Annotated in this window: 23 protein-coding genes; 10 read left to right on the forward strand and 13 right to left on the reverse strand. The window is 31.6% G+C overall.

Annotation, left to right across the window (positions count from 1 at the left end):
- Positions 1–16 precede the first annotated feature (16 nt).
- The 5 genes from ACAM25_RS09085 to ACAM25_RS09105 all read right to left on the reverse strand — a co-directional run bounded on the left by ACAM25_RS09085 (position 17) and on the right by ACAM25_RS09105 (position 5,409).
- Positions 17–943 carry a nucleoside hydrolase gene (locus tag ACAM25_RS09085; protein ID WP_369609412.1) on the reverse strand — a complete coding sequence of 309 codons (927 nt, stop codon included), beginning with the start codon at positions 941–943 and terminating at the stop codon, positions 17–19.
- On the reverse strand, positions 940–1,809 hold the full coding sequence (locus ACAM25_RS09090; RefSeq protein WP_369609413.1) for an FAD-binding protein: 870 nt from the start codon (positions 1,807–1,809) through the stop codon (positions 940–942). The genes ACAM25_RS09085 and ACAM25_RS09090 overlap by 4 nt, the downstream gene beginning before the upstream one ends.
- A gap of 26 nt (positions 1,810–1,835) precedes the next feature.
- A complete protein-coding gene (locus tag ACAM25_RS09095) occupies positions 1,836–2,417 on the reverse strand; it encodes a hypothetical protein (protein WP_369609414.1) in 582 nt (193 codons plus the stop codon).
- A gap of 34 nt (positions 2,418–2,451) precedes the next feature.
- Positions 2,452–4,572, reverse strand: coding sequence for a molybdopterin-dependent oxidoreductase (locus ACAM25_RS09100; RefSeq protein ID WP_369609415.1), 2,121 nt, complete (start codon positions 4,570–4,572; stop codon positions 2,452–2,454).
- Positions 4,573–4,809: 237 nt separating this feature from the next.
- Positions 4,810–5,409: a hypothetical protein gene (locus ACAM25_RS09105; protein ID WP_369609416.1), complete on the reverse strand. Its 600-nt coding sequence runs from the start codon at positions 5,407–5,409 to the stop codon at positions 4,810–4,812.
- 1,213 nt (positions 5,410–6,622) lie between these two features.
- Here ACAM25_RS09105 and purE point away from each other — a divergent pair.
- The 6 genes from purE (at position 6,623) to ACAM25_RS09135 (ending at position 12,057) form a co-directional block, all read left to right on the forward strand.
- On the forward strand, positions 6,623–7,096 hold the full coding sequence (gene purE, locus ACAM25_RS09110; protein WP_369609417.1) for a 5-(carboxyamino)imidazole ribonucleotide mutase: 474 nt from the start codon (positions 6,623–6,625) through the stop codon (positions 7,094–7,096).
- Positions 7,068–8,162 carry a 5-(carboxyamino)imidazole ribonucleotide synthase gene (locus tag ACAM25_RS09115; protein WP_369609418.1) on the forward strand — a complete coding sequence of 365 codons (1,095 nt, stop codon included), beginning with the start codon at positions 7,068–7,070 and terminating at the stop codon, positions 8,160–8,162. Before purE ends, ACAM25_RS09115 begins: the two co-directional genes overlap by 29 nt.
- Complete coding sequence (locus tag ACAM25_RS09120; RefSeq protein WP_369609419.1) at positions 8,159–8,497, forward strand: winged helix-turn-helix domain-containing protein; 339 nt, start codon at positions 8,159–8,161, stop codon at positions 8,495–8,497. Before ACAM25_RS09115 ends, ACAM25_RS09120 begins: the two co-directional genes overlap by 4 nt.
- A gap of 49 nt (positions 8,498–8,546) precedes the next feature.
- Positions 8,547–9,749, forward strand: coding sequence for a hypothetical protein (locus tag ACAM25_RS09125; RefSeq protein WP_369609420.1), 1,203 nt, complete (start codon positions 8,547–8,549; stop codon positions 9,747–9,749).
- A 59-nt stretch (positions 9,750–9,808) separates the two neighbouring features.
- Positions 9,809–11,800 carry a protein kinase gene (locus tag ACAM25_RS09130; protein WP_369609421.1) on the forward strand — a complete coding sequence of 664 codons (1,992 nt, stop codon included), beginning with the start codon at positions 9,809–9,811 and terminating at the stop codon, positions 11,798–11,800.
- A 68-nt stretch (positions 11,801–11,868) separates the two neighbouring features.
- Complete coding sequence (locus ACAM25_RS09135; protein ID WP_369609422.1) at positions 11,869–12,057, forward strand: hypothetical protein; 189 nt, start codon at positions 11,869–11,871, stop codon at positions 12,055–12,057.
- Here ACAM25_RS09135 and ACAM25_RS09140 read toward each other — a convergent pair.
- The 6 genes from ACAM25_RS09140 to ACAM25_RS09165 are packed head-to-tail and all read right to left on the reverse strand — an operon-like array spanning position 12,054 to position 18,703.
- Positions 12,054–12,431 carry a RidA family protein gene (locus ACAM25_RS09140; protein WP_369609423.1) on the reverse strand — a complete coding sequence of 126 codons (378 nt, stop codon included), beginning with the start codon at positions 12,429–12,431 and terminating at the stop codon, positions 12,054–12,056. The two genes, ACAM25_RS09135 and ACAM25_RS09140, sit on opposite strands and share 4 nt — an antisense overlap.
- A 17-nt stretch (positions 12,432–12,448) precedes the next feature.
- Complete coding sequence (locus ACAM25_RS09145) at positions 12,449–12,856, reverse strand: DUF3211 domain-containing protein (protein ID WP_369609424.1); 408 nt, start codon at positions 12,854–12,856, stop codon at positions 12,449–12,451.
- Between the two features lie 32 nt (positions 12,857–12,888).
- Positions 12,889–13,710: a CBS domain-containing protein gene (locus ACAM25_RS09150; RefSeq protein ID WP_369609425.1), complete on the reverse strand. Its 822-nt coding sequence runs from the start codon at positions 13,708–13,710 to the stop codon at positions 12,889–12,891.
- A gap of 45 nt (positions 13,711–13,755) precedes the next feature.
- Positions 13,756–15,582, reverse strand: coding sequence for an amylo-alpha-1,6-glucosidase (locus ACAM25_RS09155; protein ID WP_369609426.1), 1,827 nt, complete (start codon positions 15,580–15,582; stop codon positions 13,756–13,758).
- A gap of 14 nt (positions 15,583–15,596) precedes the next feature.
- Complete coding sequence (locus ACAM25_RS09160; protein ID WP_369609427.1) at positions 15,597–17,447, reverse strand: glycoside hydrolase family 15 protein; 1,851 nt, start codon at positions 17,445–17,447, stop codon at positions 15,597–15,599.
- Entirely contained in the window at positions 17,444–18,703 is a 1,260-nt protein-coding gene (locus tag ACAM25_RS09165) for a DUF4954 family protein (RefSeq protein ID WP_369609428.1), read from the reverse strand. Before ACAM25_RS09165 ends, ACAM25_RS09160 begins: the two co-directional genes overlap by 4 nt.
- A 40-nt stretch (positions 18,704–18,743) precedes the next feature.
- On the opposite strand from ACAM25_RS09165, the gene ACAM25_RS09170 reads away from it, so the two are divergent.
- Genes ACAM25_RS09170 through ACAM25_RS09180 form a run of 3 tightly spaced genes read left to right on the forward strand, consistent with a single transcriptional unit; the run spans position 18,744 to position 22,428 of the window.
- Positions 18,744–20,075, forward strand: coding sequence for a glycoside hydrolase family 57 protein (locus ACAM25_RS09170; protein ID WP_369609429.1), 1,332 nt, complete (start codon positions 18,744–18,746; stop codon positions 20,073–20,075).
- Positions 20,072–21,781: a glycosyltransferase gene (locus ACAM25_RS09175; RefSeq protein ID WP_369609430.1), complete on the forward strand. Its 1,710-nt coding sequence runs from the start codon at positions 20,072–20,074 to the stop codon at positions 21,779–21,781. Before ACAM25_RS09170 ends, ACAM25_RS09175 begins: the two co-directional genes overlap by 4 nt.
- Before the next feature lie 44 nt (positions 21,782–21,825).
- Entirely contained in the window at positions 21,826–22,428 is a 603-nt protein-coding gene (locus tag ACAM25_RS09180) for a sulfite oxidase-like oxidoreductase (RefSeq protein WP_369609431.1), read from the forward strand.
- 2 nt (positions 22,429–22,430) lie between these two features.
- On the opposite strand, the gene thsA is transcribed toward ACAM25_RS09180, so the two are convergent.
- Together thsA and ACAM25_RS09190 are read right to left on the reverse strand one after the other, a co-directional pair.
- Positions 22,431–24,065, reverse strand: a complete 1,635-nt coding sequence (gene thsA, locus ACAM25_RS09185; protein ID WP_369609432.1) for a thermosome subunit alpha — start codon at positions 24,063–24,065, stop codon at positions 22,431–22,433.
- A gap of 309 nt (positions 24,066–24,374) precedes the next feature.
- The gene (locus tag ACAM25_RS09190; protein ID WP_369609433.1) at positions 24,375–24,689 is read right to left on the reverse strand and encodes a hypothetical protein; all 315 of its coding nucleotides are present in this window, start codon (positions 24,687–24,689) and stop codon (positions 24,375–24,377) included.
- A gap of 191 nt (positions 24,690–24,880) precedes the next feature.
- Between ACAM25_RS09190 and ACAM25_RS09195 the strand changes: the two genes are divergently transcribed.
- Positions 24,881–25,285 (forward strand): hypothetical protein, encoded by a 405-nt coding sequence (locus ACAM25_RS09195; RefSeq protein ID WP_369609434.1) that lies wholly within the window; start codon positions 24,881–24,883, stop codon positions 25,283–25,285.
- The last annotated feature ends 7 nt before the right edge of the window (positions 25,286–25,292 follow it).

The following is a 25,292-nucleotide window of genomic DNA, read 5'->3' on the forward strand; positions in this document are numbered from 1 at the left end:
AATAATATATAACTCTCTAAAACCAATTGAGCAAATCGGTTAACATTGAATAGAACTCTTTCTTGTTTATTTCATATACTACTTCGACATTAGGTTTCTTTCCCCATAATCCCAAAAAATCGATAACTGTCATTCCCCTAGTTAAACAATCACAATTCTCTATATCAACTGTTTGTTTTTCAGATTTAGCAATAACGTTTTTGTTTAGAGCCACTGAAGTAGTTATTAAATCTGGATGAGGAGTTCCTCCGATTTTCTCTTTTTCCATTGAATATTGCCTATAATGAGTGTAAATTTTAATGTAAAATTGCGCCATTTTAGTATTTATTTTCTTTATTTCCTCCCACTCTTTATCATTAATTGGATAGTTTATAATAACGTCCCAAGGTACCATTGTAATGTCAAATCCTGCATTAAAAACTATTTTCGCAGCATCTGGATCTACCCAAATATTATATTCAGCAACTGGAGTTATGTTTCCTCTTCCCCAAGCTGTCCCTCCCATAACCCAAACTTTCTTAATTTTATCTACTATACTTTTGTCTTTCAAATAAGCTAATGCAAGATTAGTTAAAGGAGAAATTGCTAAGAATTCAAGTTCTCCCGGATATCTATCCGATATTTCTACAATTGCATCAACAGCTTTTTTGCTCTGTGGTTTTAATTTTGAAGGTTTAACAATCTCATCTCCAATTCCGCCTTTACCATGAACTTCTGGAACACTTCTGAATTCCTTTACTATTGGCCTATCACTTCCCGGAAAAACTGGTATTTCTTTTCCTATGAATTCTAATGCCCACAAAGCATTATTAATCTCTTGCTCATAAGAAATATTTCCTTCAACTATAGTAACTCCTTCAACACTTACACCGTTTTTTATTAGCATAAAAAGACTCATGATATCGTCTTCTGCTGTATCACAATCAATTATGAAATGTCTCATACAAATATATTCTTAAAGTCGAGTAATCTCTTAAGCTTTAAGTATACTTCTTTTGGATTATCTCTAGTATAATATTTTACACCATGTTGAGATAAGGCCTCTACATTAGCATCATATAACTTAAACAAACCGCTTTTGTAAACCCAATAAGCGTAAACTGGTTTAGAGATTTCAACAACTCTTACGAACTCTGAAAGAGAATCTCCTTCAACAATTATTTCTCTACTTTCGTCAGCTACTTCCACTACCGGAACTCCTTCATCTTTAGAATAACCGTTTCCAACGTTTTTCTCATCTTCGAAAGAAGCATGGATATTGAATTTTTCTCTATCATAATCTACTAAGAGAACTAAAGGATTCAACTCTATAAGTTTAGAGACTTCATCTTCAGTTACGTTACTTTTTTCATATGTTATCACTTTTTTAGGTTTAGGAAATAATTTGAGTTCAGCCCTAGATACTGCTCCCAATATACCTCTAGATCCAATCAGGAAATTCCATTTAACTCCGCCATAAGGAGTTAAAACTGTTACCCATGAAGTAAAGTCTCTTGGTTTACCATACGTAGTTGAAAGAGGTGAAGGTTCATTTGTCGCTAACAAGCCTCCTACTGTACCATCATATAATGTTGGTAATAAAAGACCATTTTCACTTGCTTCTTTCCTAATCTTTACTACATCTGCACCAGCTAATGCTTCGACCTTATTCCCTTTTATTTCGAACCACTCCATTTTTCTAGTATAAATATACTCATCAGCTTTACTTTTTTTAGCATGCTTCCCATTTCCTAAGATCTGTATCTTTCTAGAATTAATATATGCATCTTTGATTGCTTTAAATAATTCTTCCTCAGAGTAAACGTCCATCAGTTAAAAATCTTTATATAAAAGCCTTAAATACCATTTGGCTTAAGTTCATATAGTTCAATATAACATAAGTCTTTACATAATTCTTTCGTTTCTTCCCCTACTAATTCTATCCCATTTACTATTTCTATGATATACTGTTTATCTATAATTAAAAAATAATAAGAAGAAGAATCTTTAGATAATTTAGATAAAAGTTCTTCTAAACCTCTACTATTAGTATACATTTTCACAACTAACTTTTTAGTTAAGGAAACAGATTTTTTAAACTCTACATCAATTATAAAATCTAAAAATCTATCTTGAATGAAAGATTTTAAGCTTCTTCCTATAAAACCCCAACTATCTACAATAAGCCTAACCTTGCAAGAATATTCGTCAATTCTAGTTATTAAAATGTTAACTTTTACCCCTCCTAACCTGGATGAAAATAGAAATATAATAGAATTTCCTTCAATTATTTTCTTAAATATTCCTTCAATTTTAAAATGAAAATATTTAAATCTGAATTTATCCTCATCAATTTCAATTTTATCATTATTAAATAACTCTCCTTTAGCTAAGGCTAATAATAATTCCTCAGGTTCTTTAAGAACTGTAAGTTCCACAAAAATAATTCTGTGTAAGTCTATTTTAACTTTTCTATTGGACTTTCTTCCTAATTTTAACTATGTTTAACGATTGCGCTATACTTCCAGAAATAGGATCAGTCAATTGATCACTAATTAAGAGATTTACATCGAAACCGTGACCATATGCAAATCTTTCTCCTTTTGAATGCCTTCCAAAACCAAAATACGTAAACACAGTATCTTCTCTAATAAAATTACTTACTTTCACTCTACAAATGACTTTTTCACCAGTAGCTAATGAGATAACTTCTACCTCGTCATTATCTTTTATTCCTAATAATTCAGCCTTACGAGAGTTTATCATTACTGGATTATCCGGTTGCAATTTAATTAATGTTGGAATATCAAAAGTAATACTATCTTGAGTATGATAAAGTGTATGTCCACTGGTTAAATAAAACTCATCAATATCTCTTGGAGAAATATTCTTCTCTATATATGTAGGGATTGGATAATACCCATATTTTTTTAATTCTTCAGAATATATTTCCACTTTACCGGAGGGTGTATTTAATTTCTCTTTATATGGATAGACCTCATAGATATCCATATCCTGGACTTTTACACATCCTTTCTCATATAATTCTTTTTCATTAATTCTTAAGGAGTTAATTATTCTTCTCTTTAAATCTTCAAATGTTTCATTTGATAAATTAAGTCTATGTTCTAATTCTAACAAAATCCACCATAAAGGTTTTGTATTATACAAAGGATCTATAGTTTTCTCATGAATATCAACCCATCCCTCTAAACTCCAACCTACTGGTAATGGTAGTTCGTCCCTTTCAAAGTAAGTTGACTCTGCCAAAACTACATTAGCATATTGTGTTACTTCGGATGGCATTATATCTATTACAACTAAGAAGACCTTTTGTAAGGCTTTTCTAACTAATTCTGAGTTAGGATCTCTACCATCTAAATTAGTTCCTACTACAATAAGAGCTTTTATTGGATAAGGATTTCCAGTAAGTATCGCCCTATATACCTCTTGAAAAGCTGCATATGTTAAAGGATATCTTATTTTATCTATCCTCTTCGCTTTAACGTTAGAAATATCATAAAGCTTTACTCTAGGTTTCTTAGAAAATACTAAACCACCTTTCTTATCTAAATTTCCAATCATTACGTTAATGATAAAAGCTGCCATCCATGTATAAGTCGAGTCTATAGAGAATGAAGTATGCCAACCATCATCAATAGCAGATGCCGGTCTGTTTTCCCATAAGTTCTCAGCTATATACTCAACATCTTCATATGTTGCGCCAGTTATATCTTTTAGTCTTGGATAAACTTTTTCAGCTTCTTTTTCTAAAAGCTTAAATGAAGTAGCTACTTTCCTACCATTTATAATTCCCTCAAAAAGTAAATTATCAGAGTATTCGTTAGCCGGAGTTAATGTATCTTCATAAATTAAAAGTGCTGCATTGGAATACTTCTTTAAGAAATCTTCATCATACATTCCTTTTCTTATCATATAATAAATTAATGAAAGGAGAAATGCCGTATCAGTACCAGGTTTTATAGGTATCCATCTTTCAGCATATCTTTGAGCAATTGCTGATTTTCTAGGATCTATAACAGCAATTCTTAATCCGTTCTTTCTTCCTTCATCAATTCTTCTAACTATATCCGGTACTATCCCTTCTAAGGGATTTCTACCTATAAAGACTATAAACTTTGAGTTAGGGTAATCCGGATCAATACTTCTAGGTCCTTCTGCACCTAAAACTAATTCGGCTGCAACAGTTCTAGGTCCATGACATACAGATTCGTGACCAATCAAATTCGGAGTACCATACAAGTTTGCAAATCTTTCAAGTAACTCTTTTCCATAATCATGATAAGTAATAGCTAAATATTCCGGATGCCCTTCGTCTTTCAATTCTCTCAGTACTTTAACTACTTCATCTAATGCTTTATCCCAATTAATTGGAACTAATTCATTTCCTTCTCTAATCAAAGGTCCTTTAAGTCTATCTGGGTGAGTTAAAAGATAAGGACCAGCAGCACCCCTACCACAAATACCAGGCTGAGGGTGATTTTTATTAGGAGCTACTCTAACTGTCTTACCTTCAACAGATGTAATTATTCCACACATGTTTTTACACATATAACAACGCGCAAAAGGCATAGAATAAAATAGCTAAAAATGAAATATAAGTTTAAACTAGAAGTTTTTATAGTATATCTATGGTGTCACACTAACGCATAAATTTAAGATTAGATGAAAAGGTTTTACGTGAAGAACAGCAAGTTATATTTTCGAGAAGTCATAAAAATAATTTATATTCCCTTAACTTTATTATCATACTTAAGAATTAGAAGAATAATAGTTAAAAAAGAACGAATTCATAAATTGCATTGCCATCTATTTTTCTTTCATTTCTATTATTTTTATCCAAAATGTTGGTACGAAGTATAAATCAATTACTGTCATCAAAATAACTCCTATAATTACTGCAATATGATAACTGATGAAGCTAATAATAATTGATGAAAGTACTGTAAATGCGTAATCAAACACTGAAGAAATTGATGATATTACTGAATCAGTAGTTGCAAAAACTTCTTCTGGGATTATCTTAAATATTGCTAATGAAGTATAATAAGAAGTATAAGAACCTATAATGCTTGATACAATGAAAACTAGATAAGCTAAGAATAATTCTTCTACATTTTTGACAAAATAATAAGCAATTGGGGAAAAATCTGGTAAAATTAATAATAAGGCAAGTAAGAACTTATTCTTAATCTTAGTTTTATAAGCAATAAAATTACCAATAAAGGAACCAAACATTGGTAAAACGTAAGTTAATCCCAATAATAATGGTGATAATTTAAGGACATAATATATGAGAAAGACAACAAATAGGAAAATCAAGTTAAGTGGAAGAAGAGAAACAATCTGATAAAACAATAAACCACGTAAAATTTTGTCAGAAAAGACTTTCTTAACTCCATTCTTCATAAGTTGAAAATAATTAATACTTGTTCCCTTACTTTTTTCAAACGTTCAATAAAAATACAAATATTACTGAGATCATAGCAATTATTATTGCTATGTAAATTAACGAAGATACTTAGATAGAGTAATAGGGGACCAACTATTTGTCCAGTTATTGAGGAAATTATTCTTGTGTTTCTTAAGTAATACATGCCACGCTCATAATTATCCATCAAGGTTTTCTCTAATACTGATTCTAAGGAGTATTCAATAGCCTTTATGAGTATTACTAATATTGAAATACTTACAAATAAAATTAATATAATTTATTTATAGTTATAAATATAATAGAAAATTGGATAAAGTCCAAAAAGAATTAAAAAATCAATTAATGTAAAAGTTTTTAACCATTTTACTTTAAATTTCGTCTTATCAGCGAAAGGTGATACTAACAAAGAAAAATGAGAGGATAAAAAATTTGAAGTTGAACGAGAGAAAATGTAATTACTAAACCGTAAATGCCTATAAAATGCCATAATAAAAGGTATCCTATAGAATTCTCACCAATATTTCTGAAAAATTCAAACAATAGTAATTTCTTAAATTCTTTGTTCATCTCATCTCCTTATAGATATTATTCTTCTAATTTAAAAATTTTTACTAAATATCTATTTATCAGTTTTTTATTACTAAGAGTAATTTTAACTTTCACATAAGTAAGATTCTTATAAGTTTTTAGCTTATTCTCCTCATTTTCAAAATCTAATATAATTTAAACTTTCTTGAAATATTAACGCAATTTTTATAAGATTTCACTCTCTAATTGTAGAATATATATTACATTTCCAGCAAGAGATAAAGTGAGAGTATTTTTAGGCAATTCTCATAATACACGCCCTCGAAGAAATGGTTTTTCATTAATTAACCCAGACTAATCCTAGGGGATAAACTCGTAAGGTTTAAGCAAGAAGTTAGTGAATAGAAGAAATGACAATTTATTCAGTAAGCCTTGTATTACGTTACTGTTTCCGTAAAGTCATTCTAAGTTCTTAGTCCATGCTCATAAACATGAGTATTAGTCTAAACCCTTTTCCATACTTACTAGTAAGAAAGGAATAATACCTTCATTACTACACTAGTTTTCCGGAAAGTTTTAGCTTCTTCAATGAAGGGAATATACTAAAAACTTAGTAACGTTAAACAAACAGCTTATTTATTTCTTCTCTTAATCTTTCATATGCCTAAAGTAGCCGTTATTATGGGAAGTAAGTCAGATTGGGAGTACATGAAGGAGGCTGTAGATCTTTTAAAACAATTTGGAGTTGAAGTTGAAGCAAGGGTTGTTTCAGCTCATAGAACTCCAGAATTCATGGTTGAGTTTGCAAAGACTGCTCCGCAGAGGGGTATTGAAATAATTATTGCTGGTGCTGGTGGTGCAGCTCATTTACCTGGAATGACAGCTTCGTTAACTCATTTACCAGTAATTGGTGTCCCAATACCATCAAAGAACTTGAACGGATTAGATTCCCTTCTCTCAATTGTTCAAATGCCTTATGGAGTACCAGTCGCAACAGTCGCTATTGGTGGAGCAAAAAATGCTGCCCTTCTGGCATTAAGAATTTTAGGGATAAAGTATCCGGATATTGCTGAAAAGGTTAAGAAGTTTATGGAGGATATGAAGAATGAAGTCCTTAATACAAAACTCGATTAAAATAGGGATTCTTGGTGGAGGACAGTTAGGTTGGATGATGATTTTAGAAGGAAGAAAATATCCCTTCAAATTTTACGTAATGGATGAACCTGATGCACCAGCTTGTAAAATAGCTGATAAATGTTATTCTCCAGAAGAGTATAAACAAATGATCGATCAATCGGATATAGTTACTTTTGAATTTGAACACGTAAAAGAGGAAGCATTACAGTATGCAGAAGAGCAAGGAAAGCTTCTTCCAAGATTAAATACGGTGGAATTAAAAAGAGAAAGATGGAAAGAAAAAATTTTTTACAAAGATCATGGACTCCCTACTCCGCGTTTCTATGTAGTTAATGATGGAGAGGAAGCTCTGAAAATTCTTAAAGACGAATTTAATAATATAGGAGTTTTAAAACAAAGCAAGGGAGGTTATGATGGAAAAGGACAATATTTCATCAAAGGAGATCCAGAAAAATACTCTTTTATAAAGGATATGAAATGCAAATTTGTAGTTGAAGAGTTTGTAAACTTTGATTATGAGGCATCAATAATTGCAGTTAGGGATAAAAATGGTAACTTCAAAGCTTATCCTCCAACCTACAATTATAATGAAAAAGGAATTTTAGTCTATAATTATGGACCCCTTAAAGATAATAGATTTGCTGAAATTGCAAAGAGACTTATGGATTCTCTTGAATATATAGGAACTATAGGAATTGAGTTCTTTGTAAGGAATGGAGAAATCCTAATTAACGAGTTTGCTCCAAGAGTTCATAATACTGGACATTATACTTTAGATTCCGCATTTATCTCCCAGTTTGAGCAACACTTAAGAGCTATTACGGGTCTTGAATTAGGTAATACTGATCTTCTTTCTTATGGAGGGATGGTTAACATTTTAGGAACTGATAAAGTTCCATTTGAGGTGATAAAATATGGAAAAGTGTATTGGTACGGAAAAAGTGAAGTGAGAAAAAGAAGAAAAATGGGTCATGTTAATGTTATTGGAGAAAACTTAGAGGATGTGAAACAAAAAATTGATATTATAATGAAACTAATTTATCCTCAAGGTTTAGATTTATGAAGTTTAAGTTTAAATTGTGGATAGAAACGGATGAGGGAAAACCAGTAATTGGAAAGGGAGGTATTTCTTTAATAAAAAATGTTATAGAAACTGGATCAATTTCTACAGCTGCAAAAAGAATGCATGTCTCCTATAAGTTCGCTTGGGAGTATGTTAGAAAAGTTAACGATATCTTAGGTGGAATTGAAATGCATAAAGGGGGTAAAGGTGCTGGGGGTACACTTGTTTCTGAAAAAATCAATGAAGTAATAAAAATTTATGAAGAGGCAGAGAAAGAAGTGAATGAAGTATTAGAAAAATACAATAAAAGAATTGAAGAGATTTTAAAGAAATAATTGCTTACCTAGCGTATTACCTTATAAATTTTGTTACTACTATTTTTTTGTGTTAGATAAGTTAAAAGAAGTTGAGGGAATAGATAAAACTGGAACTAATATACCACAAGAAATAGAAGAGATAAAAGAAAATTTTGTTGATTTCATAATAGGAAATAAAATTAAAGAAGCATATGAGTGGATAAGTTATCTTTACGTTACACTTGAAGAGTTAAAAGAAAAAATGACCATTAAGGGATGGCTATTTAGTAGAGAAATGAAAAGTTTCATAGAAAATCCTAAGAAACATTTAGTTAAAAAACTTTTCTTATATTTTCATGATTTAGTAAGAGGAAGAATATCTGCAGAGGAGTTCTTTACCAAGGGAAGACAAGCGATAAATAGCTCATTCGGTTCGAATATGAGAAGTATTTATCAAATATGGGGTTTTGCATCAATATTACTTGAATTAGCTAATAAAGACTTTAAATTAACTTATCCGGAACATGGATATTTAAGTTTCGATAGAACTGGTAAACAAAAAAGTGGTACAATACCACCTAATGCTGTTATCAGTGATATATTTGGAAGAAGTTTTAGCTTCTTCATAGAGGCGCCAAGACCTATTGCATGGGAAGATGGAAATGACTTAGAAAAAGTTTGGAAACTTTATTCTACCTTAAGACCTGATATGCTAATCTATAAAGGATTTTATGTAGATATTGTTGATTTATCAGGAGATATACCAATAAAAAGACCAAATTATGTTATTGAATTTAAGGAATTAGATAATTGGTGGAAAAGATGGAGATATTTAAAAGGTTATAAACCTCTTTCTGGTAATGAATGGAGGGCTAGATGGATCAAAGGACTTTATGAGGGTTTGGCAGAAGTTTTAGGAGCTAATTTGAAAGATGAAATGCCTTCTTTTACTGAAGAAAAAGGGAAGAGGATAAGAGAATATAAAATAATAAACCTCTATAAGTCTATATATAATCCAGATAAAGGAGTAGTTATTAGTAGAACTAAGGTTGATGATAATGTTGTAGAGGAATTAAAGAAGGATGATATTTTAGTTGTTGATGATACTCAATTCTCTTCAGAGAAACTTCACCCAATTGCCGATGAACTTCTTTCTGGCTCACAAGTTAAATTAAACTACAAAGAATTAGCTTACGAGTTCGCTATGGAGAGAAAAAATGAGTTTGTTAAGTGGCTTTATGAAAAGCTTAAAAGACTTGGGATTAATAATATTGACATAGCTTTTTCATGAGGGTTTAAATAGTATTATTTACTAGATGATTAAATAAGGTAATACATAAGCATTAAATTATGTACTTTGTGTTCACAAAAGATGATAAGGTTTACTTATATCTTGATGGCTCCTTAAGAGAGACTGACATAAAATTAAAATTAAAGGACAATATAGGATACGTAGTTAAGTACGATAATGGAAAAATAAAGACTACTTCAACTCCAGTTTATGATAGTAAAAAGATTTCTGGCCTAAAAGAAGCCACTTTAATTGGCAAAATACCGTCATTAAATGCATATATCTTTGATGCACATGATATGATAGTTCTTCACTTTGATAAATTAGAAAAGGAAATAATAAATGGAGACTATCTTTTAGTTCAAGGAATTCCAGCCCTTAAAGGCGATATAAAATCCTTGCTTAACTTAATGGATATTAGCTATGATTTAGTACAGTATATGCTTAAGAACTTCCCTTCTTCTGATGAAATTAAAAGAAGAGCAATCATCAGTTTATCAAGGTTGGGAAAATGTGTAGAAGCCATAAGTCATTATAAGGAACTTGATAAGAAATTCCCAGAAGAGTCTTTGGCAGTTGCTGAATGCTATGAAAAAGTAGGGGAAGAACTTGAAGCATTAAAAATATACTCATTCTTTTCTGAAAGTAAATACAGAGAATTAGAAAGGAAATTGAGAGATAAGGCAAATAAGTTAATCGACGAATTTGAAATTCAAGGAAATGTAAAGCTATTATTTGAGGCATTATCAGTTTTACCTACTTATGATGCACCAGCTATAAAACTTGGATGGTATTTCTTAGCTAAGAAAAATTATAAAGAGGCTGTTAAATACTTTGAAGAAGCGTTAAAGAGAAGAAGAGACTTTAGCAATATGCTTACCTTAGCAAACGCTTATATTCATGCAGGAGAGTATAAAAAAGCTTTAGACTTACTAGAGGAAGCTGAAAAGATAAGAAGAAATGCACAAACTGCTTATCTTAAAGGTTTAGCATTAGAGAAATTTAATGCCCCTTCTAATGCCCAAAAAGAGTTCTTATTTGCTTGTAAAGAAGGAGTTGTTGAAGCTTGTAACAAAGTTAAACCTTATGAACTTTATACACCTACAGAAGAATTTGATCCTAATTCATGGGTAGGATATGTACTTTATGGTTACAAAGTTGAGAAAGTTATAGGAACTGGAGGAATGGGGTTTGTCCTATTAGTTGAGAAAAATATGAAAAAGTTTGCTATGAAAGTTGTAAAAAAAGAGTTCAGATACGACGAATTATTATACGAAATAGCAAAAATGCAAGAAATATCTAAAGGATCAAAATATTTAGTGAAAATAAGTGCAAGCTTCGTAGACGAGAATTTCTCTGATTATTATTCTTCCCCACCAGCTGTAGTTATGGAATATATGGAAGGAGGGGACTTAAGAGAGATACTGGTAAATTCTGAGTACTCGACTTTACGCCATTCTAGCAAATGGCCACAGATAGTTTCAGTTATATTTAGCAAAATAGCGGAAGCAGCTATTCATATTCACAAAAATGGTTATGTGCATTGTGATATAAAACCATCAAACATATTGTTTAACAAAAAAATTCCTAAGTATGGAGAAGAGGCATTAGAGGCATTATTAAATGAAGACATAATTCCTAAAATATCAGACCTAGGCTCTGCTGTGAGAGTCGGAATACCAGTTATACATTATACTCCATACTATGCTCATCCTATGCAGAGATTTGGAAGTAAAGCAGAATATAATTTTGATGTATACTCATTTACTGTTTCCTTGTACGTTACTTTAACTAATAACTTTCCATTTTCAGAATGGTTAGAAAGAGAAATAGAGGAAGCTGTAACAGATCCTTCAAAGAGAGATATTGCATTAAAGGACTTTTATCTAGCTGAACCAAGATTAGACCAAGTACCAGAAGAGTTTAGAGAGTTAATTGAAAGAGGACTTCGTGGCGAAATAACTATGGAAGAAATTAGTAGAGAGTTAAAGTACATAAACAAATACACATATAATTTGCCTATTTCTGATAGAGAGGAGGTAAAAATTTGAGAGTAAAGCTTATAAGGGAAAGTCTTCTATTTTATTAAATAAAAAGAGAGCAAACAGTGTGATATAATATGGCAGAAACAGAGAACTTCAGAATAAGTTTTGAGGGGGCATTTTATAAGATAGTGGAAGACGAGGATGCGGCAATATTGCTATTTGAGGGTATGCCTATTTCAGCGGCTTGCGTTGAGCACGGTAGTCATAGAGATCCACATGAATGCCCCCACACAGAAAAGCTACTAAAAAAGATTTTTTCTTAACCTTTCGAGCATATAACAGATATTTCTATTAATACGTCTTTTGGTAATTTTGAAACCCCTACTGTTACTCTTGCAGGAGGTTTTTCCTTGAAGTATTCAGAGTAAACAACGTTAAAATCACTAAACATATTCATATCCTTAAGAAAAACAAATGACATAACTACTTCAGACATACTAAATCCAGCTGCAGTCACTATTTCCTTTATATTTTCTAATACTTGCCTTGTTTGAATTTTTATGTCTCCTTTTACTACTTCATTTGTTTTAGGATCTACTGGAATCTGACCAGAGACATATAGAGTATTTCCAACCTTTATTGCTTGAGAATAAGGACCTATAGGTTTTGGGGCCTTATCTGTAAATACTATTTCCATAGGAGAAAATATTAAAACTAGATTTTACGTTTAATCCTTTCAAGCCTAATTATTTCATCAATATTTTCTGCTAATTTATCGAGATTAGATGAGACTAATCCTTTTCCAATAAATGCAAGAAACTTATTATCATGTTCAAGCTTTATCTTTAAGGTATGGTCATCAATCTTCTTTATATATAAAATTCCGTTTCCTTTATCACTATCATAAATGTATCTAATTTCATCTATTCCTTTGTAAACTCTTCCCTTAGCCTTATAAGGGATTCCTAAATATTTTCCTTCTGCTTCAAAAGTTTCAGGATTTACGCATTTGATTGAGGAAACGTTAGGGAAAATTTTGGGTATTGCAAATGAGGGATCTCCAAATATTGTCATTACAACGTCAATGTCATGATTTACTTTAATTTCTTTTTCGACTCGCATCATTTATAGTTTTAAAATGATAGAATATATATTTAACTTGCTTTTAAATGTAGTTGATAATGTAGAGCAATTATTAGATCTCTCTCAGTTATGATACCCAATGGTTTATTTTGAGAATCCAAAATTAACAATGAACCAATTTTCTTCATTAACATTGTTATAGCAGCTTCATTTATTGATTTTTCTGGATCAATACTATATATTTCATTTGTTGCAACTTCCTTTACTTTCTTTGAAAAGAACATTTCTGGTTCATTTTTCAGTATAGCTTTAGTTAATAGTTTTAATGAATCAGCAGCAGTTATAATACCAATAATCTTTCCATCTTCATCTGTTATTGGTAACCTTCTGAATCCCCTCTTTATCATAAGCTTTGTAGCATCGAATATTGGTACATCTTCATAAACAGTTGTAACTCTTTTAGTCATAAATTTCTTAACAGAAAAAAGAGAATCTAGGTCTTGAAACAATAATAACATTTCTCTTTCTGTAACTATACCAGTAACTTGCTTAACTTCATTTACAACTGGGAGAGAACCAAAATTTCTTGCTACCATAAGTGTTAAGGCATCTAATACATCATCTTTTTCATAAACAAACACTGGATTTGGTGTCATCACATGCTTTATATCTTTATCTACAAGAGCGAATATGTCTCCTCTATCGCATCCATTTTCACATCTTTCTACTACATAGGTTAATAAATCTCTCGTAGAGATGATTCCTTTTATTTCCTTATCTACAACAATTACTCTCCCTATTCCTTTTTCATTAACTTTCTTAAATGCCTCTAATAATTTACTATCAGTTGAAACAATTGGAGGGTTTGTAATCATAAGAGTTTTTATTAGCATTGTTTAAAAGTTTGAACTAACCATTATAAATCTTTAGAAATAACCTCAGATGGAAAGTAACTTATTAATAGCTCTATAAACTTCAGCAACACTCCATGCTTGAGCTATACACCCTCCAGATAAGTATGGAGGAACGTCCTCAAAGAGTTCTGGTATAAAGCCCCTATTTCTTTTAGCATAATCTAGTAATGGCTTGAATACGTCTAAAATAAGTTTGTTTTTTATTATATCATTTTCCAGTTTTAATTTTGCATCTACGTATGCTCCTATTAACCAGGGCCAAATAGGTCCGTTATGATAAGCTTCATCTCTACTTTTCCTATCTCCTCTATACATTGGTTTGTATTTTGGATCTCTCCTTGAGAGAGTACTTAAGCCAAATGGTCTAAGAAGCTCATTTTCTATGGTGGTCAACATTACTTTTCCGATCTCCTCATTCATAACATTAAAAGGTAAAGAGAGTGCGAACAATTGATTTGGTCTAATTGACTTATCTGGGATTAAATAAGGATCTAAATAGTCATAAGCTCCCCAACTTGAGACAAACTTTTCATTAAAACTACTCTTAACTTTTTCGGCAAGCTCTCTATAGAAGGAATTTTTGTCACCAATTAAATTAGTAAAGAAATCCATTATCATTAAATCATTATACCATAAAGCGTTTGTTTCTACTGCTGCTCCTTCTCTTGGAGTAACAATATGACTATTGTAAGAAGCATCCATCCACGTTCTAGGGGCACCGTTATGAAATAGAAGTCCTTCCTTTATGTAAACTATCCCATTTCCTTTGGCATAATTTTCTACAATATCTTGCAATTTATCGTAAATTTTTCTGATAAACTCCTTATCTCTTGTGTAAATATAATAAGAATAAATTGCGTTTATGGCCCAAAGACTTATGTCAATTCCTACATATATAGGTTCACCCTCAGCAGTTATATGATTAGGCAAAAGACCTTTATTCTCAAAGCTTAAGTAACGAGAGATTATATTCTTAGCTTGATCAAATAGCCTATTGAGTAAAAGTAATCCTTCCATGGAGATAAATGTATCTCTTCCCCACTCATCAAACCAATGATAACCAGCAATAATAGCCCATCTATCTTTACCTTTAACAATAAAATCCTTAGAAGCTATAGATAGTAATTTAACTAAATCTGCTGGAGAATTTTCTTCCTTTATAATCGTAGATTTATCATAATAAGCAGTTACACTGATTTCGTTTCCAGTATAGATACAGAATGGATTAAATAAATCCTCTTTGTAATTTGAGCCCCTTTCATAATCTAATCTATAAAAGAAGTTATAATACCAATAACCGGTTTGTTCAATTCTAACTTTGTTTCCTTCAAATATAAAGTGAAGAATTGGAGTTATATCCTTGTATATTTCTACTTTGTTTCCTTCAATGAAAGTGTCAAAATAAATTCCTTTTTCCGTAACTAGATGGTGACTTCTAAACGTAATAAGTGGGCAAATTTTAAGATTTCCTTTATCAGCCTTATATTTTACTGTAATAGCATTCTCATATTCATGAGCAATTAGACTCTTTTCTAAGATTGTTTTACCAAATTCGTAAGTCCATTTTACATAATTCTTTTCCCACTTGAAGTCAATTAAGTATTTATATCCTTCTGGGTAGTATACGTCTAAATACCTGTTTGTATTTATTGGATATTCTTCATTATCTATAGTAATAAAATCTTCAAATTTTGATAAAACTAAATACCTCTTATGTGGCTGATTCAATGGCACTATCAAATAGCCATGATAAGTTCTACTATTTATTCCACAAATAGTTGAAGAAGCATATCCACCAGTTTTTAAAGGCAATATCCATTCATTTCGTTCGCACTCATCTGGATCAATCATTATCTAAACTTTTCTTACTTAGTAGATATTAACTTATCTACTGTAATGATAAACTCAGCATGAGACCAAACTAAAGGAACTACTGAAGTCGAAAGAAAGTTTTCAGGGTCTACTTGTTCTGGAAATAAACCACTTGGTAATGCCCTATTCATTACCCAATTTATATACTTCATTGCTTTATCTTTTTGTCCAATATCCAAATAATATTCAGCTAACCATAAAGTAGTTATTATCCATGGGTTTGGTTGTGGTTTAATTCTCTTATACATGTCATTTTCATACCTTATAATTCCTCCATTAACTTTCAAAGTATTCTCTATAGCATTTATTGTATTTACCATTAAACTATCTCTTGGGTCAACCATTCCGAAGAAATATGGAGAATACATACTTGCATCGACAATTAAGTCTTTATTGCCGTTTTCATCAATTCTTCTTACGAATCTACCATTATGAGTCATTCTCTTTAACGCTTCTTGTTTCATATACTCAGCAACATCGAGCATATCAGATGCTAAGACTTCATCACCCATATCTCTTACTAGTTCTGAGGCAGTAACTAAGGCACCATATACTGTTGAAACTGTATAAATGTGAATTCCGTATCTTTCTTCCCATAAATCAAAACTAGGTTTTGGAAGCCCATCTTCAATGTATCTCATCAAAAATCTTATAGCTGGTCTCAGAAAATTTCGAAAAATTTCTGTAAGTTCATCAATATCTTTATAAATTTGATAATGAGAAGCTATAGCCCAAACTTGCAATGCCGTCTCATCTTCTTGAATCGGATAAATTTGTTTCCCCCTATATATCCAAGGATGCCAAGAACTTGCAATTGTTTTATCTGGGTTATACTTGTGATAGAGAAATCCTTCTTCACTAACTACTTCTGAAATAAAATTGTAATGCTTTATTGCAATATCGCCATAGCCAGAAATATCTAAAGCGTGAGCAGAAATTGCACTATCTCTCGGCCAACAATAATTGTAAGAATCACCATATAGGCCTACAAAGCTATAATCTGAAGAAGCTATTATAGATCCATTAACATCCATATGGTTTTTTATCACAAGAAGGCTAATTTTATAAAGACGTTCGATGTTTTTATCTCCTATAAATTTTGATCTTTTCATCCAATTTTGCCAAAACATGTAATTACTTGTGAAAGTAGTTTCAATGGAAGTTGATGAAATCTTTGATAACAACCTCCTTAAAGAATTTAGGTTCCTTTCAAATGCGATAGTAAAGTAAGCTTTATCACTGCCATTAGGTGGTAAATCTAGGTCTATAGCTAAGGCAAATTGTACATTACCATTATCAATGGGCTTCATACTTAATTTTCCATCGAGAACATCATAGGGAACTTCGTCTTTACCAATTGTATATTCCTTTAACTCTTTCATTATTCCAAAGAGTTTTACTCCAACATATCTCTTCGATTTATAATGTATTATTGAATAAGTTTGAGGATCATAAAATGCAGTATCCCCAAAAGAGCTAGAGTACAAATCTAAATCAACGAGGAATAGCAACTTTCCTTTTATTTCCTCATTACCCTTGTTAAGAACCTTTATTATTCTATAATAGATAGGATCATGAAGATCTATGAAATCGTAAAATACTAAAGAGACGTTCTCATTTATAGTACCTCTAATTTCAGCAATATTAGTGCCTTGTAAATATTCTACTGAAACTTTCCATCTTGAATCATCGTAAATAGATTTGCCATCCCAAAAATAATGTCTGATAGGCTTACCCGCACTTTGGTTTTCCATTCCTACATTAGGATAGTATAAATCTGTAGGTCTTCCTAGTTCATCAATATTGATTAGTATTTTTCCATTGCCAATGCTAAGATACCTCATGTTAATATCGTATCGTATATCTTACTCTCAGCATTTATAAATTTATGAGGATAGATCTTTGAATTCGTTATTTCACTTCCTTCTCCAATTATAGTATCGTCTGCAATAACACTGTTTATGATTTTAGTTGGTTTCTGTGGAGTAGATCTTATTTCAACATGTCTACCTATTATTGAATTTTCAATAATTGCATTATCACCTATGTAAACTCTATCCATAATTGAACTTCTTACTATTTTTACGTTTTTACCAATTATAGTAAAGTTATCAATTCCAGACTCTTCAATATATGTTCCACTTCCTATTTGACAGTGTCTCCCAATTAAAATATCCCCTTCAAGTTTTAAATCACCTTTCCTATACATTCTTTTTATAATTACTCTTCTCTTTCTTGAGTCTGGACTAGTACCTTGAACAAATATTCTCCTATTCTCATCAATTCTCATTCCTTGCATATCTTCATCTGATAAGGTCCTTAGTAGTGTTAACATTGCTTCTAAATATCTGTCTGGTGTACCGACATCGAACCATAAATCGTTAGTAACATATCCATAAACTGGGTAGCCCTTTCTAATCAAATAGGGAATAATGTCTTTACCAAAATCCATCTTACCTAATTTCAGCATTTCCTCAACTTCTTCACTATTAAATATCTCTCTAATTTCCGGACTTAGTACATAAATCCCAGTATTAGCTAGATCTGAAGGAGCGTCCTCCCTCCTTTTTGGCTTTTCTACAAACCTTTTAATTCTCATATCATTATCCAATTCTGCAACGCCAAATTCTTCAACGTTCTCAACTTTCTTCAATACAATAGTCATATAGGCTTTCTTTTGCTCATGATATTCGAGGACTTTTTTTATGTCTAACTTAAAGAGATTATCACCTTGAACTACAAAGAACGGTTCTTTTACATCATAATATTCTACAGCAATCTTCACAGCATGAGCATTTCCTACAGTCTCTGCTCTAGGAATATATTTAAAATGCACTCTAGGCTTAATATGATATCTTGCTGAGAATCCTATCCCCTCTTTATACAAATCAAATAATGAGCGATAGTTCACATAACCTTTTACTCCAAAAATAAACTCCTTTATTCCTTGTCTTGCTAACTCTAAAATTGTATACTCTATTAATGGTCTATTTAAAAGTCTTACTGCTGCCTTAGATGTCTCGACTGTTAATGGCCTAAGTCTTGTTGCTTCACCACCAATTGGAATTATTACTTTTATATCTTCTAGTTTCCATGCCATTATGTAATTTTTATAATTCATTACTTATAAAGAATATAGTATGAGAAGACTGATATTAGGGTTTGAAGTTCATCAACCATTTAGGATAAGACGACATTACTTCTGGAATCCCGTGATAAAAGGAAGTCCATTAACAAAGTATTTTGATGAAGATCTCAATAAAGACATTTTTGAAAGAGTAAAAAACAAATGTTACATTCCGGCTACCCGAATTCTTCTCGAAGAGATTGAAAAGGGGGAAAATGAAGGTTATGATTTTAAATTTTTCTTTTCAATATCTGGTACTTTTATTGAACAAGCTGAGAAATGGGGAAAAGAAGTCCTCGAATTATTTCAACAGTTATCTTATACTCATAAAGTTGAGTTCCTTTCTCAAACTTATTATCATTCTGTGACTTCCCTTTGGGAAGATCTTTCTGAATGGAAAGAACAAGTTGAATTACATCGAAGGCTTATAAAGGACTATTTTGACCAAGATCCAATAACGTTTGAGAATACTGAATTACTTTTAACTCCTAGAATAGTTAAAGAAATTGAAAAATTAGGGTTCAAAACAGTAATAACTGAGGGAAAAGACTCTCTATTGAGAGGTAAGAGCCCTAATAGAATATACAAAATTAGAGACAGTAAATTATCTGTTATTTTTAGAAACTATAGGCTAAGTGATGATATAGCCTTTAGGTTTTCAAATCCGAAATGGGATCAATATCCATTAACAGCATCTAAATTTGCCGATTGGGTTTCATGGTCTGAAGGAGAAATTGGTTTAATCTTTGTTGATTATGAAACATTTGGAGAACATCATTGGCCTGAAAGCGGAATTTTAGATTTCTTAAGATGGTTACCAAGGGAATTGCATAAAAGAGGGGTAGAGTTTAAGTTACCAAGAGAAGTTTATAGGGATTATTATGATGAAATAACTATAGACACTACAGTTTCTTGGGCTGATATAAACAAAGATGAATCTAGTTGGCTAGGGAATATTATGCAATGGGCTTATGATGAAATGGTAAGAAGGACTGAAATGTTAGCTAAAGAAGCTGGTGGTGAATATTTAAAAGCCTGGAGGTATTTTACAACTAGTGATCATTATTATTACATGTTTTTAGGTACTGGTGGACCAGCTGAAGTACACTCTTATTTCAGTTCTTTCAATTCTCCTATAGATGCATTTATAAATGAATTTTACGCAATAACAATGTTTCAAGATGAGTTACTTAAATTATTAAATATAAATAATGAACCATTCGTATTTTATAAAAATGGAAAAAGAAGCAGTGAAGCATGGAATGAAAACCAGTTTAAGGAAATTATAAATAGGTCACCAGAATATAAAGAGTATGAAAAATATTTAAAGGAGTGGCTTAAATGAAAAGAATAGATGCTATATGGTTTCCAGAAGATATTAAAAATGTTTGGATGATTACTGTTGAATTAGCAAATGTGGCTAGTGTAGGAGGATTAGGAAATGCTGTATATAATATGGCAAAAAGTTTGGCAGAACAAGGAATTAACGTTACTGTTATTATGCCAAGCCATGGAAGGCATTTAAATGATCACTATCGCTCAATGTTAAAGCTAAGGGAACTTTCCTTAGTAACTTACGGAGATCGAATAGGTACTGATGGAAAAAAATATCCATATGGTTTAGGATTTGAAGAAGGAAAAATTGACGGATTTAATGTAATTTTAGTTAAAGGATTAGATTATAACACTGGAATATTAATTGATAGTTGGAACGTTTATGACAACATAATGGAGAAATCTGCTTTATTAGCTAGAGGAGTACAAGCATATTCAGTTTTTTCTATCCCAGGAAATATTCCTTCACTTATTCATGCTCACGATTGGCATTCTGTATTAGCTGGAGTAATGGCAAAACAGACTTTTGAAACAAGAAAAATTGTAGTCCCCCTAGTTTTCACGATTCACTTATTAAATAAAGTAGGTGCACCTTGGCATTATGCCTCTGAGGATTGGGCTGGATTAAGTAACTGCCCTCACTATATTTGGCAAGTTGTTTCTCATAAGCTTTATACAACTAAACAAGTTTGGGATGAGTTATCTCAAGGACTAATAGAAAAATTTGGTGCTTGGGAGGCTGATGTAGTAACTACAGTTAGCAAAAGTTACTTAACTTACGATGTTTACAACTTCTTAGGAAATTGGATAGAAAATAAAAGCTGTGTAACATATAACGGAACTGACTGGTCAATTGACGAGGTTAAGGGATATGCTAGGAAAATATTTAACACTGAAGATAGAGTTGAAATAAGAAGAAGACTTTATAATATGTTAGAGACTCTAAGACTAATCCCAGAAGATTATAACACTGGGAATATTTTATGGAACAATAGGTTTAGAATTGGAATTAAGGATGATTGGACCTATTCGAAATTAGATGACGGACCATTAGTCTTGTTTGCTGGTAGATTAGTTTACCAAAAGGGAGTAGACTTGTTAGTTAGAGCATTTAAGGAGGTTGTTAATAAAATCCCGAATGCTAGGTTAATAATCTTAGGCTTACCTTCTGGAGATTATGGTTTACTTTATGACTTAATTAACAAGACTGCTGAAATGGGAGGAAATGTAAGAATAATTGTATCAGCGTCAATGCCAAGGGACTTATATAAACTCTTTTATTACGTAGCATCGGCCTTTATAGTACCTTCCAGATGGGAGCCTTTTGGAATAGTTGCCTTAGAGGCAATGGCTGTAGGAACGCCAGTAATAGCATATGCTGTTGGGGGTTTAAGAGAGACTGTAGTTGATTTAAGAAACGATATTAATAATGGTACAGGGTTCTTAGTTGAACCAGAAAACATTTGGGAGCTTCACAGAGCTATTTTGACCTCTATTTCGTTATCAATGGCTACTGAAACTAAAGATAAAAGATACTTATACAGGGACGATTTAATTTTAAGGACTGATGATATAGAAATTTGGAACAAAGTAAGGCAAAACTCGATTAAAAGGGTTGAGGAGAACTTCAGATGGTCTTCAACTGTAAAATATTTACTAAATTGTTATAGTAAAGCACAAACTATGGCTAAGTACAGAGCAGTTGCTTCATTCTAATTTTTCTAACATTTCTTTAAATAGTGTTAAAATAAATTACACTTATGCAAAAACAATCCCCACCAAATCAGCATTATGTAAAAAAATTCATTTATTATGCAGCCTTAGGAGTTCCAAGAGTTGACATACAAAAATATAGGCTTAGAGTTTCTGGTTTAGTTGAAAATCCATTAGAATTTACTTATGAACAATTGCTTAACATGATTGATACGAAGTATACTAAAGATTTTCACTGTGTAACTGGATGGAGTGTAGCTGATGTTGAATGGGAAGGAATAAAAATGAGAAGGATTACTGAAATGGCTAAAGTAAAGAGTGAGGCAAAATGGGTTGTATTTTATTCTCTTGACGGATATACATCAATAATTCCTATAGAAGATGCTCTTCATGAAGACACTATAATCGCGTTAAAAATGAACGGAAAGCCATTAGATATTAAAGCTGGATTTCCTGCTAGACCATTTATTCCACACTTATATGGTTGGAAGAGCGCAAAGTGGCTAACAGAAATTGAATTTGTAAAAGATTACGTTGATGGATTTTGGGAAGAAAGAGGATATCACGAAAGAGGAAACGTTTGGGAAGAAGAGAGATTTAAAGGACAAGGATATTCACATATGGGATGGAAAAGAAATCTTATTTTATAACTTTATCCCATCATTCCTCCAGGCATCATTCCTCCTTGCTCTGCACTACCACTTGCTTGCTGTGGTTTAGCTGGTGCTGCTGCAATATAATCATCTATTTTTAAGATTGCTGTAGATGCCTCTGTTGCACTCTTTATTACTTGCTCTTTTACTATTAGTGGATCTAATACTCCAATTTTAGCCATATCTTCTTCAACTTTTCCATGTTCAACGTCAATCCCAGCATTCTTTAGCCCTTTAGCATGAAGATTCCTTAGTTGAACTAATGCATCAACACTGTCTAAACCAGCTGTTTCAGCTAAAGTAGTTGCAAATTCCTCTAATGCGTCAGCATAAGCTTCAACTGCTAATTGCTCTTTTCCACCTATCTTTCTGGCTTCTTCTCTTAACTTTTGGGCCATTTCCATTTCGAATGCTCCACCGCCTGCTACCACATAAGGATACTGAAGAACGTTCTTTACTGTATTGAGTGAATCTTGAAAACTTCTTTCTAACTCATCCATAACAATATCACTAGACCCTCTTATTAAAATTGTAACTGCATCTCCATGTTTTGCTCCTTCAAAGAATATAGCTTTAGAGTTTCCTATTTTTCTCTCTTCAACTAGATCTGCATAACCTAAATCATCTGATGAAACATCTTTTATCGTAGTAATTATTTTAGCTCCTACAGATTTCGCTAACTTCTCTAGATCACTTCTACTAACGTTCTTTATTCCCATTATTCCTTTCTTAGCCATAAAGTAAGAAGCAATGTCATCCATTCCTTTCTGAGAAACTATTACATTTGCACCAGCATTTGCTAATGCATCGACTAATGATTTAACATACTTTGATTGCTCTTCTAAAGCTTCTCTTATTTGATCCGGAGAAGTAAAACTCATCTTAGCTGATATTTCTGGTTTTTCTACTTCTAATGCAAAATCAATAATTGCAATTTTAGCCTTTTCAATCCTTTTAGGCATATTTTCATGAGCAACTTCTTTATCTAGTACAAACCCTTTTACAAGTTGTGTTTCATCAACACTTTCCCCTCTTTTCTTAACAAATTTTATATCTGAAAGATCTATGTTGTAGGTATCTCCATTCTTTTTAGCTATCATTGTAACTGCATCAATGGAAATATCAATTATTTTATTCAGTGTTGACTCACCAGAGAAGAATTTGCTAGATAATGAAGTATAAGTCACTTTCCTTAAATAGTCCCTATCCTTTGTGTCAATTTTAATTGCCATTTCCTTATCAGAATTTAAAATTATATCAGATGCTTTCTTATAACCTTCAATAATTATTGTTGGATGAACTTTCTGATCTAATAACTTCTCAGATTGTTCAAGTAGGAATCCAGTGAGGACAACTGCTGATGTTGTTCCATCACCAACTTGCGTATCCTGAGCTTTTGCTGCTTCAACAACTAACTTAGCTGCTGGATGTTGAACATCCATTTCCTTAACTATTGTAACCCCATCATTTGTCACTGTAACATCATTAGTTGAGCTGATTAGCATTTTGTCTAATCCTCTAGGACCTAGACTACTCTTTAACATTTCAGATAAAGTTCTCACTGCTAATATATTCGATCTTAATACATCTTCCCCACTTTCTTTTTGTGTCCCTTGTTTAAATAGACTGTACATGAATTTAAAAGTAGAAGCGGTTATATTTAAATGATGAGGAAACTCTGCGGGACTGAATTTTGATGAAGAACCAGGGGCTGATGACCTTTAATGAAGTTAACTTTCACAGAATTCTTTGATATATAGGATGAATAAAATTCAGTTATAGTGATTATAACGTCGCTATTAACCTACAGTTATGCTGTCAATATTTCTTACCAAATTAAGGAACTTTATTCAAATGACTAGTTCTATATGGAAAAATTTATATAATTTAATAAATCTCTCAATTATTTAATAAAGCTATAGTGTATAATAAAAATATGTGCATTAATCAAATTCTGCTTGTATCTTCTTCTTCCCTTCTAGCAACTTTTCTGGAAATGGAAGCTTGTTAACATCCTCGATGTTTATTCCCATTTTTCTTAGTTCAGCAACAGCCTTAATAAGGTCGTCTTCATGAGTTGAATATTTGATTTTTTCCTTTATTTTATTCAAATTAGAATCATTAGTTCTAAACTTTTCTGCACTTACGCTTTCCCAATGATTACCATTTTTGTATATAAAAACTACATCTTGAAAATAACCTGGTACAACGTGAGCTACTCCACCAAAATAATAGTCTCCGTATTTATATACCTTCATATGGTAAAGTTTGCTAAGTGAAATAAAAACCTAACCTACCATTTTACAATGTAAAAAACTCCGTTTAAGTTTTCTCCCTAAGAAAGATCTATGCTAATTCTTGTAATAATATTAAGATTTCTTTGTTTGCAACAATTAAGCACACTTATGTGAGGAATAAAAATAAATTTAACAAAATAAATCTTGTAGTTGTGAGAAAAATATTTTTCTTAATTCCAATAATAATATTGATTATTGGCATAATACCATTTCTAACTTCATTTCATTCATCGCAAGGAAAAGTGATAGTTATTTGTAGTAAGATCGGCAAAGGATATCTTAAAATAGAGAAAGAATTTGGATTGAACTTAACAAACTATGTAATCTTGATTATAAACAACACCGGAAAAACTATAGCAATTTGCTACATTAGAACTAACTCAACTACTATTTCCTTTAACGACATCTATGTTATATCAAATGGGAAATATTATGGAGATTCTATTCCCTCAGGTTACAATAACATTACAATTCTTATAAATGGAACTATTACAATACCTTTTTCAATCTATTTATCAAATGGAGAAACGTTACTTGTTGGAAATAAAAATTCTTAAGCATAGC

Source organism: Sulfurisphaera javensis (assembly GCF_041154675.1).
GTDB lineage: Archaea > Thermoproteota > Thermoprotei_A > Sulfolobales > Sulfolobaceae > Sulfurisphaera > Sulfurisphaera javensis.

Coding starts and splice junctions, on each gene's coding strand:
- ACAM25_RS09085 (WP_369609412.1), bottom strand. CDS start 943: ATGAGACATTTCATAATTGATTGTGATACAGCAGAAGACGATATCATG.
- ACAM25_RS09105 (WP_369609416.1), bottom strand. CDS start 5,409: ATGAAGAATGGAGTTAAGAAAGTCTTTTCTGACAAAATTTTACGTGGT.
- ACAM25_RS09155 (WP_369609426.1), bottom strand. CDS start 15,582: ATGATTGATCCAGATGAGTGCGAACGAAATGAATGGATATTGCCTTTA.
- ACAM25_RS09140 (WP_369609423.1), bottom strand. CDS start 12,431: ATGGAAATAGTATTTACAGATAAGGCCCCAAAACCTATAGGTCCTTAT.
- thsA (WP_369609432.1), bottom strand. CDS start 24,065: ATGTACAGTCTATTTAAACAAGGGACACAAAAAGAAAGTGGGGAAGAT.
- ACAM25_RS09135 (WP_369609422.1), top strand. CDS start 11,869: ATGGCAGAAACAGAGAACTTCAGAATAAGTTTTGAGGGGGCATTTTAT.
- ACAM25_RS09150 (WP_369609425.1), bottom strand. CDS start 13,710: ATGCTAATAAAAACTCTTATGATTACAAACCCTCCAATTGTTTCAACT.
- ACAM25_RS09115 (WP_369609418.1), top strand. CDS start 7,068: ATGAAGTCCTTAATACAAAACTCGATTAAAATAGGGATTCTTGGTGGA.
- purE (WP_369609417.1), top strand. CDS start 6,623: ATGCCTAAAGTAGCCGTTATTATGGGAAGTAAGTCAGATTGGGAGTAC.
- ACAM25_RS09190 (WP_369609433.1), bottom strand. CDS start 24,689: ATGAAGGTATATAAATACGGAGACTATTATTTTGGTGGAGTAGCTCAC.
- ACAM25_RS09175 (WP_369609430.1), top strand. CDS start 20,072: ATGAAAAGAATAGATGCTATATGGTTTCCAGAAGATATTAAAAATGTT.
- ACAM25_RS09090 (WP_369609413.1), bottom strand. CDS start 1,809: ATGGACGTTTACTCTGAGGAAGAATTATTTAAAGCAATCAAAGATGCA.
- ACAM25_RS09160 (WP_369609427.1), bottom strand. CDS start 17,447: ATGAGGTATCTTAGCATTGGCAATGGAAAAATACTAATCAATATTGAT.
- ACAM25_RS09180 (WP_369609431.1), top strand. CDS start 21,826: ATGCAAAAACAATCCCCACCAAATCAGCATTATGTAAAAAAATTCATT.
- ACAM25_RS09170 (WP_369609429.1), top strand. CDS start 18,744: ATGAGAAGACTGATATTAGGGTTTGAAGTTCATCAACCATTTAGGATA.
- ACAM25_RS09165 (WP_369609428.1), bottom strand. CDS start 18,703: ATGGCATGGAAACTAGAAGATATAAAAGTAATAATTCCAATTGGTGGT.
- ACAM25_RS09145 (WP_369609424.1), bottom strand. CDS start 12,856: ATGCGAGTCGAAAAAGAAATTAAAGTAAATCATGACATTGACGTTGTA.
- ACAM25_RS09120 (WP_369609419.1), top strand. CDS start 8,159: ATGAAGTTTAAGTTTAAATTGTGGATAGAAACGGATGAGGGAAAACCA.
- ACAM25_RS09130 (WP_369609421.1), top strand. CDS start 9,809: ATGTACTTTGTGTTCACAAAAGATGATAAGGTTTACTTATATCTTGAT.
- ACAM25_RS09100 (WP_369609415.1), bottom strand. CDS start 4,572: ATGCCTTTTGCGCGTTGTTATATGTGTAAAAACATGTGTGGAATAATT.